The 13,401-nt window shown below is 60.4% G+C and carries 2 protein-coding genes and 1 other RNA gene; 1 reads left to right on the forward strand and 2 read right to left on the reverse strand.

Annotated elements, in window-relative coordinates; all coding sequences use genetic code 11:
* Positions 1-30: 30 nt before the first annotated feature.
* Both QRD42_RS19560 and QRD42_RS19565 read right to left on the reverse strand, forming a co-directional pair.
* A complete protein-coding gene (locus QRD42_RS19560) occupies positions 31-9,987 on the reverse strand; it encodes an Ig-like domain-containing protein (RefSeq protein ID WP_321988799.1) in 9,957 nt (3,318 codons plus the stop codon).
* Positions 9,966-12,347 (reverse strand): Ig-like domain-containing protein, encoded by a 2,382-nt coding sequence (locus QRD42_RS19565; protein WP_321987897.1) that lies wholly within the window; start codon positions 12,345-12,347, stop codon positions 9,966-9,968. The genes QRD42_RS19560 and QRD42_RS19565 overlap by 22 nt, the downstream gene beginning before the upstream one ends.
* A gap of 574 nt (positions 12,348-12,921) precedes the next feature.
* On the opposite strand from QRD42_RS19565, the gene ssrA reads away from it, so the two are divergent.
* Positions 12,922-13,284: a transfer-messenger RNA gene (gene ssrA / locus QRD42_RS19570) on the forward strand.
* Positions 13,285-13,401 lie beyond the last annotated feature (117 nt).

Below are 13,401 nucleotides of genomic sequence, written 5' to 3' on the forward strand. Positions count from 1 at the left end.
CGCCTCGTCCCTGAGGCTGCGATCCGGTCATCAGACCATATTGACGTGCAGACCCTGCTGCACCAGTACATCGCCTAAGGTGTTGCTTTGTGAACTGTTGTGGTAGATGTCGAACTGCATACCATCCACCTCCCGCTGGCCGCTGATCGCCCAGATGTCGCTGTTGCCATGCACCAGATTCACGCTGTCGCCTTTACTCCCCTTGATGATCAGGTCATCTTCCGGTTTATCGGTCACCGTCAGCGCCTCGTTCAGATCCAGCGTGATGCTGTTGGTGCCCGATTTGCCCAGATCGATGATCTCAATGTTGTGCACACGGGTGGCGGCGTCGATCAGGTTAAGTACCAGATCCACGCCGTTGAGCACCAGCGTATCGGTGCCTGCGCCGCCGTCGATCTCCACAAAGCCCAGGGTCGTAAGGTGAATGGTGTCATTGCCCTCGCTGCCCTGCACGCTATCGCCGCTGGCTTCGGTGCCGTCCGCCAGGGTGATGCTGACGCCTCCAATAGTGTAGGCCGCCTCCTCCGTCTGGTTGAGCGTACTATCACTTTCGGTAGTGGCAGCCGTCGCGGTAGCGCGTGCGGTCAGGGTGCTGGCCGGTGCGCTGTCAGTCTCCTGTACGGTGTTGATACTGTCTGAATGCAGCACGAAGCTGGAGTCATCCGTCGCCAGCGCCATCAGAGTGGCAGGCGGCGTGGTGGAGATGATATTCCCGCCCAGGCCGACGTTCAGATAGCCGGTGTTGCCAGCGGCATCGGTGGCGTACAGGTTAACCACGCTGGTGAGCGACAACAGGTTCAGGATGTTCAGACCGAGGCTCAGTGTGGTGGACCAGTTGCCGTTGGCGTCCGTTATCGCGGTGGTGCTTACCGTGCCGTTAAGCAGCGATAAATGCACCACTGCATTTGCCCCCAGATTGCGCGAACCGCCGCTTAACGTCAGCCCTTTGGTCAGCAGCGTCAGCGGGTTCAGGGTCGCCAGCGGGTTCCAGGTCAACTCCGGCGTGGTGAGTTTGACCGTCACATCCGTGCTGGTGCTGTTGGTGTTGCCGACTTTATCGATGACCGACACGCCCACTTTCAGCGCGCCACCGGTCAACCCTTTCAGCACCGTGCTGCTGACCGGTAACGACCAGCTGCCGTCCGGGTTCACCGTGGCGTTATAGCTGGTGCCGCCCAGCGATACCACAACCCGCGAGCCGTCGGTGATGCCACCGTTAATGCGCCCGGAAATGGTCTGCGTACCGTTCGACTCCGCCACGTTCAGGAAGCCATCGTTGCCGAACAGCGAGGTCAGCGAAATAGACGGCAGGCTGTGGGTGATCACGTTCAGCAGCCCGCTGGTGCCCGCGACGTTGCCCGCCGGGTTGGTCAGCGAGGCGTTAACCGTCAAGGTGCCGTCGAGCAACGCGCTGAGATCGGCTTTCGGCACCGAGACCGACCAGTTGCCGTCGGATCCGACCAGCGCCTGGTAAACCTTGTTGCCGAGCGTCACGTTCACCAGCGAGCCGACCGCATTGGTCGCCGAGCCGGTAATGGTCTGGGCGCTGAGAATATCCGTCGCGTTCAGCCCACCGTCGCCAAACAGTGAGTTGATCACCAGCGTCGGCGCCTGCTGGATGGCTACCAGCAGATTTTTGGTATCGGTGGCGACGTTACCCGCCACATCCCGCGCGGTGACGCCCACGGACAACGTACCGTCCGTCAGCCCCTGCAGGGTGGCGGTCGGCAGCGGTAAACGCCAGGAGCCATCACTGCCGACGGTGGTGTTGAAGGTCAGGCCGCCGAGGGTGACAGTCAGGGCAGTGCCTGCCGCCAGGTTAGTGGTGGTACCGTTAAGCACCTGCGCGCCCAGCAGATCCGAGAGGCTCAGATTCCCGTCGCCGAACGGCGTATTGAGGCTGACAGAAGGCAGCGCGTTGATCACGGCGTTAATCAGTTGCGAGCTGGAGCCAGGGTTTCCAACATCATCACGCACGCTGGCGCTGACGGTGACGTTACCGTCCGCCAGTCCCTGCAATACAGATGGCGGAACGTTCACCGACCAGGTACCGTTGTTGATGGTGCCCGTCAGCGTGGCAGTGCCGACGCGCACGGTCACCGTGCCGCTGGCGAGACTGGTGACGCCGCTGATGATCTGGCCTGCATCCGCTTCCGCCCGGCTCAGATAACCGTCGCCGCCAAACAGCGTGCCTGTGTTGACGCTCACCGTCGGCAGACCGGTCAGCCCCACTTTGATGGCCGGGCCATTGGTGGTGGTGGTATTGCCGTCCGGCGTCTGAATGGTGATCACTGGCGTCAGCACGCCGTCCGCCAGCGAAGCTAAATCCGCCGGGCTGACATTAATGCTGAAGGTACCGTTACCCGCCAGCACACCGGCGAAGGTTTTAGTGCCGATCTGCACGCTCACCGTGGAACCGACCGGGGCCTGCCCGACGCTACCGGTAATGGTCTGCGTCAGCAGCGCATCGGCGGCGTTCAGCAGCCCGTCGCCAAACAGGGTGACGGCATTCAGCACCGGCGCGAGCAGATCCAGCGCCACGTTTGCGCCCACGGCCGCATTGTTGCCGTACTGATCCGTCGCCTGCACGCTTACCGCCACGTTGCCGGTGCCCAGCCCCTGAAGCGCTGCCTGCACCGCCTCCGGCAGCGCAACGGACCATTTCCCGTTGCCGTCCACATTGGTCGTGAATGCAGTGGTATCGCCGACTTTGATGCTCAGGGTGCGGCCATTCAGCCCGGTCGCCGTACCGCTGATCACCCCGCTTAACAGTTCCGAAATGCTCAGCATACCGTCGCCAAACAGCGGGTCGAGCACAATAGAAGGCTGTGCTTTTACCGCCACCGTCAGATCGGTACTGCCATTTACTACGTTGCCAAATTTATCCGTTACGCTGACCGCAACCCCTACGGTACCGTCCGGCAGCGCGCCGAGTAACGACGGCGGCAGCGTGGCGATCCAGTTCCCCAGCGCATCCTGCGTTCCCTGAATGGTGCGCCCGGCAATGGTGACCACCACGCCCGCGACATTGGCCGCATTATTCAGACCCAGCGACACTACCTGGCTGGTGGTACTGTCGACCAGGTTGATGATGTTATCTGCCGCCACCGTAATATCGCCGATCACCGGCAGATCGGTCAGCGCCGTGCCGACGTTGATGATCTGATTAGTGGAGTTACCGTAAATATCGGTGACATCCACCTGCAATTGCAGGGTTTCCTGCGTCAGCCCAGTCCACAGATCGGGCGGCAGCTGGATGCTGAATTTGCCATCGGCGCCCACCGTGGTGGTCGGGATAGTGGCGCTCACCCCGGCGATGGTCACTTTCACCGTCGCGCCGCGATAATCGCCGCTTACTTGCCCGGTCACCAGCTGCGTGAGCAGCGATTCCGCCACGTTCAGCACGCCATCGGTACCAAAGACATCGTTAACCACAACGCCAAGGCCCTGGTTGAGGGCGACGTTCAGCCCGACATTATTACTGGACGTATTACCTGCCGCATCGGTGGAGGTGATGTTAATCACCTGCGCCCCGTCGGTCAGCGTGCGCAGATCCAGTTCCGGGAAGGTATGGCTCCAGTTACCGTTACTATCGACCGTACTGCTCCAGCTGAGCGGCCCGAGCGTCACTGTTACAGTATTCCCCGGCTCGCCGCGTCCCGCCACCAGCATACCGGTGGCGGCTTCCACGGTATTCAGCACCGCCGGCACACTAAGCGCGTTGACCTCCAGCAGCGGCTCATCGCGTTGCACGCTGAGGATCCTGCCGTCCACCGCCGGGTTGCCTGCGACATCGCTTAGCTGCGCCGTCACCGGCGTACTGCCCGACGGCAGCGCGGCGACATCCGCCTGCGGCACCACCGTTGACCAGTTGCCGTCCGATCCTACAACCGCATAGTAAGTCTTGCCGTTGAGGGTCACCGACACCGTGCGCCCGGCTTCCGACAGGCTGGCAGTGCCGCCCAGCGTCAATGGCTGACCGCTTTCGGCGGCGTTGATAATATCGTCACCGGACACCGGATTCAGGGTCAGCGTCGGGGCGAGCGTATCCACCTGCACCACCACCGAGGAGGTGGAGTTCGGCGCAGCCTGACTGGTGGCTTCAATGGTATAGCTCGTCTGGTCCGGGAAGGCGCTGACCGGCACGCTGGTCGTCCAGGTGTTGTTGCCGTCCACCGTTGCCGTTCCCACCAGCACGCCATTTACGGTGATGTTAAGCAGCGTACCTGCCGGGTACCCATTGCTCTGGCCGTTGACCGTGATCGCAGGCCCGGCGCTGAACTCGCTGGCGTTGATAAAGTTATCGCCCGCCACCGGGTTGACCGTCACGCTGAAGGCTGGCGGTACGGTATCAATGGTGACGCCCACCGGCCCGGTGGTGGCCGGGTTGCCTGCGATATCCTGCACCGTTGCCTCAAGGGTCGTACTGCCGTTGGCGAGCGTCGCCATCTGCAACGGAGTGAGCTGTAGCGCCCAGGTATTGCCCGGCTGTACGGTGGTGGTAAAGGTCTGTCCCCCCAGCGTCACGGTGATGGTGCGCCCCACCTCCACATTGCTGGTGGTACCGGTGAGGGTTTGCAGCTGCTGGCTTTCCGTCCAGTCGAGATCGCTGTTGCCGAACGGCGCGTTCACTGAAATGGTCGGCTGGTTAAGGGCGATCACCACCGGCGTGCTGGTGCTGCCGGTATTCTGGGCATCGTCAGTGATGGTGACGATCACGCTCTGCTGACCGCGATCGACACCGTTCCAGCTGTCGCTGTCCAGCGCCAGCGTCCAGGTATTGGTCAGCGGATCGACGGTGGCGTCAAAGATTTTGCCGCCGATGGTGACCTGTACCGTGGTGGCCGCCGGATCCCTTGAAGTAAAGGTGCCTGACAGGCTGGCCGGCGCGGTGGATTCGCTGATGTTGAGATAATTATCGCCAAAGATCGGCGTGTTCACCGTCACGGTCGGCGCGGTAAAGGCGACGTCAAATGGCACCTGGGCGGTCTGCACGTTACCGTACTGATCTTCGGCACGCACGACGATAGTGTGCGCCGTCGCCGGATCCAGCCCCTGAAGGGTGCCAGCCGGCAGCGACACCGTCCACTGACCCGCCGGATCGACATCAGCCACATAGGTGACGCCGTCAACATCAATGGTCACGGTGACAAACTGATTGCCGCCGCTCAGACCCGTGCTGCCGGTCAACGTCAGCGGGCCTGCCGCCTCGCTGATATTCAGCGTCTCATCGCCGCCGAACAGGTTAGTCACGCCCGGTGTCGGCAATGCCAGCTGCGGCACAAAGGTCTGGGTGGCGGAATCCACGTTGCCATAGGCATCGCTCACCGTCACCACCACGGTCTGCGTCTGGCCGTTGGTTAAGCCGGTTAACGCCGACGGCGGCAGGGTAACGCTCCACTGGCCGTTTGCATCCACAGTCGCGCCGGTATTGTAAGGCACGCCGTTCAGGGTAACGGTGACCGTCTGCCCTGCACCCGTGACCCCGGTGTTGCCGGTCAGCACCTGGCCTGCGGCCGCTTCCGAATTATTCAGCACGCCATCGGTAAAGAGCGTGCCCAGCGTAACTTCCGGCACATTATTGATCACGGCCTGGAAGTTACCGTCGCCGTTCACGATATTGCCCGCCGTATCGGTGACGATGATTTTCACCGGAATGGTGCCGTCCGGCAATGTGCCCAGCGTCCCGGCGCTGACTGGCAGGGTCCACTCGCCGTTCGCGCCAATATTCGCGTCGGTGATGGTGATAAAGGGACCGTTATTAATACTGACCTGGATAGTCTGAATACTGGCTTTATCCAGCCCGGTGGTGCCGGTGAGCGTACTGTCTGCCACTTCACTGCTGATCAGCACGCCATTACCGAAGGCCGTATCCAGCGTCGGCGTCGGCAGCACACCCGCGCGGACGTCAAAGTCCTGAGCCGGGCTGGTGTCGCTGTTGCCGGCTTTATCCGTTACGGTCACCGCCAGGGAGTAAGCGCCGTCGCTCAGCCCGGTTAAGACCGTCGATGGCAGCTGTACCGTCCAGTTACCGTTATTATCCACGGCGCCGTTAACCGTGATCGGATCGGTCAGGCCATTGCCGGTAATGGTGATCGCCACGGTCTGCCCGCCGCCGGTGAGGCCGGTGGTGCCGGTAAGGATCTGCCCGGTGCTGGCTTCCAGCTGATTGATGATGCCGTCAGTAAAGAGCGTCGCAGGCAGCGTCGCATCCGGGGCCGCGCGCACCACTTCTATCCCCAGATTGCCGCTGGCCGGGTTAGCATAGGCATCGGCGGCGCTGGCGGTAATGGTGTACGGACCGTTAGCAAACTGGTTAAAGGTGCCCGGCGCGATGGTCGCCGTCCAGTTGCCATCACTGCCAACCGAGGCAGTACCAATCTGCACGGTACCAATAAACAGCGTGATCGTCGCCCCGGCAGGCAACCCCGTTGAGGTACCGGTGATCTGCCCCACATCGGTCGCTTCTGCGGTGTTTATCATGCCATCGGTCAGCATCAGCGTATTGCCGATGGTGATGGCAGGCAGCGTCGTGTTGCCCACATTAATGGGCAGCGGCGTGCTGGAAATGTTGCCGTCCGGATCCGTGGCGGTAAGGGTCAGCGTGGACGGGCCCTGCGGCAGCGCCTGCAACTCCTCTGCCGGAATGACAATGCTCCATTGACCCAGCTGATCGGCCCGGGTTTCGACAGGGGTACCGTTGATCGTCAGCGATACGATGGAGCCTGGCGTGGTAGTGCCGCTCAGGGTCTGGGCGACGGCGGATTCACTGATGTTAACCAGCCCATCGGACAGGAAGCTGGGATCCAGATTGATGTCCGGCCCGACGGTATCGACACGCACCTGCTGCGTGCTGGTTGCCGGGTTGCTGGCCGCATCGCTGGCGGTGGCGGTGACCGTATAAGTCTGATCCGCCAGCCCGCTGACCACGCTGGCGGGCACCTGCACCGACCATCTGCCGTCCGCGCCAATGCTGGCGGTATAGCTGCCTCCGCCCGGCGCCAGCGTCACCGTTACCAGTGTGCCCTGCGCCAGATTGGTGGAGACACCGGTAATGGCAACTGCGCCGCTGCTTTCCGGATCGCTGATAACGTTATCCCCCGCCACGCTGTCGATACTGAGCGTCGGCTGGCTGCCTGGCTGGGTGATAAAGGTGACGTTCTGCGTGGCGTCGTCGAGGTTTCCCGCCGCATCGGTGACGGTCACGCGGATCGGCTGCACGCCGTCCTGCACCGCCGCCAGGTCAGTCGCCGGAACTGCCACGCTCCAGCTACCGTCGGCCTGCACGGTGGCCGGATAGTCAACGCCATTCAGCGTAACGGTAACGATCTGCCCCTGTTCCACATTCACCGTCGAGCCGGACACCACCAGCGGCGAACCGGCTTCGCTGGCATTAACATAGTTATCCGTCGAGATACTGTTCATGGTGACCTGCGGCGCATTCACCGGCGAGGCGTCGAGGGTAAAGCTCTCTTTGATGACGGCACTGTTCCCTGCGCTGTCAGTCGCGATGACCGTCATGCTTACCGGGCCATCCGGGATGCCGCTCAGCGCCCCGGCAGGCAGCGTCACGCTCCAGTCTCCGTTGGCCTGGATCAGGGCATTATAGGTCTGGCCGTTAATCTGCACGACGACGGTTTGCGGCTGCGCCGGATCGTAAGGCGTGGCGGTGCCGGTCAGCACTATCGGTCCTGCCGCTTCGGCGGCATTCACCGTGCCGTCGCCCGCCACATCGCCCAGGGTGAGTACCGGCGGCGTTTTGTCCACCAGGATGCTGCTTTCCAGCACCGCCGCGTTACCCACGCCATCCGTAGCGGTGATCACCACCGGCACGGTGCCGTCGGTTAAACTGTTCAACAAGGTGGAAGGGACGTTCACCGACCAGTTGCCGCTGGCATCGACGGTGGCCGTCAGCGTCTGCGCCTGAGCGCCGGAGCCGATCTGTACCTGTACCAGCTGGCCTGCGCCGCTGACGCCGGTCGTACCGCTCAGCGTGCCGCCCGTCAGCGCTTCGCTGCTGTTCACAATACCGTCGGTAAACGGCTGATTCATGGAAACGGCCGGCAGGGTGGTGGTGACAATAGTGAACTGATGACTATTACTCACGACATCGCCGCTGCCGTCCTGGGCCGATACGGTGAGAGTGGCGGTGCCATCGCTGATGGCGCGCGCCTCCTCTGCCGGGACGGTTACGCTCCACGCCCCGCCTGCGCCAACGGCGCCCGCGTATAGCTTGCCGTTCAGCGTCACCGTGATCGGCGTTCCTTCCGCCAGTCCGACGGAGCTGCCGCTGACCACCAGGCCACTGGCGTTATTAATATCGCTGAGGCTCACCCGATCGTCGCCGGTGAGCGGCGCAATGGAGATCGCGCTGACGGTGGTGTCAACGGTAAACGGCCGGGTGGCGCTGGTGCTGTTACCCGCCGAATCGCTGACCTGTACGCTCAGCGCATAGTCACCGTCAAGCAGACCGGCCAGTTCGCCCGGCGGAATGGTGACCTGCCAGCTGCCATCGGCGCCCACGGTGCCGGTCCAGCTGGAGCCGCCCTGGGTGACGGTCACCGTCTGGCCCGCTTCAACGTTCAGCACTTTACCGGTCAGGGTGATGGCTTCGCCGCGCTCGGCGGCGTCAATCACGTTATCCCCGGCGACCGGATCCACGGTAAGCAGCGGCTGTTTCTGCGGATCGATGCGCACGCTGATGTTATGGCTGGCGGTGGTGCTGTTTTGCGCCGCATCCGTCACGGTAACGGTAAAGGTCGCCTGCCCGTCCGGCAGCGCCTGTAGCGCCGAAGACGGAATATCGACAGACCATACGCCGTTCGCGCCTGTTGTGGTGGTGTAAGTCTGGCCGTTAAGCACAACAGTGACCGGCTGGTCTGCGCCCGCGCCGCTGGCGACGCCGGAGAGCGTCTGGGTCGCGCCCGCTTCCGCCAGGTTAAGCGTGTCGTTAGTGGCAAAAGGATCAAAACTCAGCACCGGCGGTTCAACATCAATGTTGACGTTGATCGGCGTGCTGGTGGCGGTGTTACCGGCAATATCAGTCACTGTGACCGTCACCGGCAGCGGCGAATCGGTATTGGTTAAGCTGTCCAGCGCGCCGGAAGGAATGGTCACGCTCCACTGCCCGTTCTCATTCACCGTGCCGGTAAAGGTGTTACCGCCAAGATTGACGCTCACCGTCTGCCCCGGCCCGGTGACGCCGGTTTCCCCGGTCAGGGTCTGGTTCTGCTGAATTTCCGCGCCGTTCAGCACACCATCGCCAAACAGCGGGTCATTGTTTGCCTGCGGCAGCGCATTGAGGATGAGATTAACCGTATGGGTATCGCTCACCGTCACGCCGTTAACCACGGCGCTCGCCGTGATGGTCAGCGGACCATCCGCCGATCCGGAAAGCGCGCCCGGTGCCAGCGTGATGCTCCAGTTGCCGCTGGCATCGACAAAACCAGGATAGGTCACGCCGTTCACCAGCACCTGCACCTCGGTGTTGAGCGGCAGACCGGCGCTGGTACCGTTGATGGTCACCACGCCCGCTGCTTCCTGCACGCCAATATAGTCATTGCCGGAGATGATGCTGATCGCCACCGCCGTCGGGGCGCTGTCCACCGTCACCGGATAGATGCTGTTCGTTGTCTGGCCGTAAATATCGGTGACGCTGATCTGCACCGGGTTTTCCCCCGGCGTCAGCTGATAGAGCGTGCCGGACGGGATCAGTACCGTCCAGCTACCGTCGCTGGCCACCACAGACTGGTACGTATTACCGCCCAGCGTCACCACTACCCGGCTGCCCGACTCGGCATCGGTCGTGGTACCGCGCAGTAACTGGTCAGTTTTGATTTCTGCCGCGTCCAGCCCGTTATTACCGGCAAAGGAGGTGACGGTGGCGGTCGGCGGCGTGGTTTTGACGTTGATGGTCTGCTCAATAACGCGTGGGTTACCGGCGGCGTCCGTCAGGGTGACAGTCGCTAAATTCGCGCCGTCCGCCAGTTGCCGTCGCTGCCCACCGTTGTGGTGTAGGTTTTATTGTTCAGCACCACGGTAACCGGACGCCCGGCTTCCTCCACCGATGAGATACCGCTCAGCACCTGTGCAGTATTCATATCTTCGAGGCCCAGACGTCCGCTACCGGCAACCGGCAGCACCGCCAGATCCGGCGCCAGGGTATCGACAATGGCGCTGCCCGGCAGCGTTGCGGTATTGCCCGCCGCATCCGACGCGTTGACCGTCATCGATACCGTTCCCTGCGGCAGGGTTTGCAGATCGGCAGGCGGCACGGTGATCGCCCAGTTGCCGTCGCTGTCGACGGTGGCGGTGTAGGTTTTTCCGCCAAGCAGCACCGAGACTTTCTGCCCCGGCCCGCTGATGCCGGTATTGCCCGCGATGGTCTGCGCCACATCCCGCTCGCCTGCGCTCAGTATACCGTCAGCAAAAGGCGTGTTCAGCGAGGGTTGCGGAACATGGTTAACCGCCACGTTCAGAATATGTTCATCAGAGGCAGTCTGCGTGCCGAGCGTAACGGTGGCGGTGATTTCACGCGGGCCGTCTTTCAGCTCCGCCAGATCTTCGGCGGGGATCACCGCGCTCCAGTTACCCGCGTTATCCACCACGGCGTTATAAACTTTGCCGTTGAACTCCACCAGCACCGACACCGCCGGACCAAATACCGTGGTGACGCCGCGCACTTCCAGCGGCTGGGTCACTTCCGCCGCATTCAGGTAGTCATCGGTGGAGACGATGGCGATAGCAATGCCGGTCTGTGCGGTATCAACCGTGATCGGATGATTGCTGGTAATCGTCTGGTTATTTTTATCCACCACGCTGACGGTGATGGTGTTGCTGCCATTGGCAAGCGCCAGCAGATCGCCTGAGGGCAGCGTGACGCTCCAGCTGCCGTCGCCCTGCACCACCGCATACCAGGTTTGTCCGCCCAGGGTGATAGTCACCGTCTGCCCGGCGGCGATATTTTGCGTATTGCCGGAGAGCGTTTGATCCAGCTGGATCTCCGCGCTGTTAAGCACATCATCGCCGGTGAGCGGGTTAACGCTGATTGCCGGCGCGGTGAGGTTAACCGTAAAATCACTGCTGCCGGTGGTAATGTTACCCGCCAGATCGGTGATTTCGTAGCTGATGGTGTAGCTTTCGCCATCGCTCAGCGCCTGAAGATCCGTAAGCGGGATAGTCGTTTGCCAGTTGCCGTTACTGTCAACGATAGCAAAGTAATTATTACCATTCAGGGTAATTAAAACGGTGCTGCCTTCATCAGCGGCGTCTGCAAATCCGCGAAGAATTTTATCCCCGCCAAGCTGAGAACTGTCAAATACCTGGTTCGGTACGAACGGCACCGTGTCCAGCACAGGCGGAACCGTATCCACCATCACATCCATTGATGTTTCAACGGTGCGTCCCCTGAAATCAAGCAGCCGTACGCGCAGCGTGCCCGGCCCCTGCGACAGGCTTTGCAGCACTTCCGGCGGGAACATAAATGCCCATGAGCCGTCGGGATTAACGGTCGTGGTCCAGACGTTGTCGTCCCACATGATGGTAATGACACTACCGGCGTTCGCCGCCTCGGTCGAACCGCTCAGCACCTGATTGCGCGCCACCAGTAGCTGATTGAGCAGGTTATCCTCAGCCAGGGGTTCCACTGTGAGGGTTGACGTCCCGGGAGTGCTACCGCCTCCATCAGGAGGTGTGGTACCGCCGCCGTCAGGGGGAGTCGTACCGCCGCCATCCGGCGGAGTGGTACCGCCGCCGTCAGGGGGAGTGGTTCCGCCACCGTCCGGCGGAGTGGTGCCGCCGCCATCAGGGGGAGTCGTACCGCCACCGTCCGGAGGAGTGGTGCCGCCATTGTTATTGTCGTTATCCCCACCACCGCCACTACCACCGGAAGCGGCAGCAATACCTACAATGCCCCCTACGGCAGCCAGCCCACCCAGTACCGCCAGCGCTGAAATACCGCCTGCGCCAATCAACGAGTCGACGGCGACCTCAGACATCGCCGGGACAATAGCTTCAGCGGTCATTGGTCCGGCTTCGGCGGCAAAGGGGAACACCGCGTGGTGCGCACCGAGATCATCCTCGAACACCAGCTCACTGTGCAGACCATTTTCATCAAGGAAAAAGAAGCGTTGATAGCGAACCGTAGAGCCATCTTTCATATGGACGATCAGGTCATTGCCTTCGCGCTCGTAAAAGTTTACCGAGGCGGGAGAAGCATTTACGCGCACAATACTTGTCTGCGAGAGATTAACGACGCGATCGGCGTTTTGCGGATATTCCATCACGATATCGCCGGTCTTTTGATTTATAATATCCACGGATCCGGGAAGGCCATTTTTCGGCGCCATATTATATTCCTCTTGCAGCAAGTGCCTTATGTCACGCACCTGACGTATTTATTTTGGGTAAGCCAATGGGAGCCAAAGTTATCTGGCAGAATTGGGCTCGGTATGGTTTCTGGAGCAATTTATGGGGCAAAACGTTGATTTTACTGGGCTTGATTTTTCATCCATTGCAGAAATACGAAAATCATCTGCTTAAAATATATAATCACTTTTTCGTAATAGGCAAATTCCAATATCACAAATTAATACATATTTTTTTGGGAAACAGGATATATCCTTTATCACTAAAATAAAGGTTAAGCCCTACTTAAATGAACACTCAAGTGATTACTTAGAATTTGAATAATGCAATGTGAAGCTAAAAATTAAACTAGAATATATCCTGTATTCTCTTATTATGATAATTACCATCATTTATTATTTAATATTCAGGAGCGCTTCAGACGGATGAAGCGCTGCTTACACTCTGTCACTACCGTGCTGTTCACACTTTGAGCGAACGCGCTTCTCCAGCGTCCGACAGGCTTATGGAGTGGTGTGCTGGGTCAAAAATCTGTTATACTCAGTTCAACACATTGGGGCTGATTCTGGATTCGACGGGATTTGCGAAACCCAAGGTGCATGCCGAGGGGCGGTTTGCCTCGTAAAAAGCCGCAAAAAAATAGTCGCAAACGACGAAAACTACGCTTTAGCAGCTTAATAACCTGCTAAGAGCCCTCTCTCCCTAGCCTCCGCTCTTAGGACGGGGATCAAGAGAGGTCAAACCCAAAAGAGATCGCGTGGATGCCCTGCCTGGGGTTGAAGCGTTAAAACTAATCAGGCTAGTTTGTCAGTGGCGTGTCTGTTCGCAGCTGGCAGGTGAATGTAAAGACAGACTAAGCATGTAGTACCGAGGATGTAGGAATTTCGGACGCGGGTTCAACTCCCGCCAGCTCCACCAATCATGATTGGACAGTGCAAGGACAGCACCTTGAAAAACAGGAAGTTAGGTGTCACGGTAGGACTCTGACCAGACAGTAACGTGACCTAAAAGGATACGCAAAGGAGCCACGGCTCC

It is taken from the genome of Enterobacter sp. PGRG2 (genome assembly GCF_030291195.1).
Classification (GTDB): Bacteria; Pseudomonadota; Gammaproteobacteria; order Enterobacterales; family Enterobacteriaceae; genus Enterobacter_D.

Excerpts from the sequence above, each read along its gene's own strand:
- QRD42_RS19565 (WP_321987897.1), bottom strand. The coding sequence starts at position 12,347 with ATGGCGCCGAAAAATGGCCTTCCCGGATCCGTGGATATTATAAATCAA.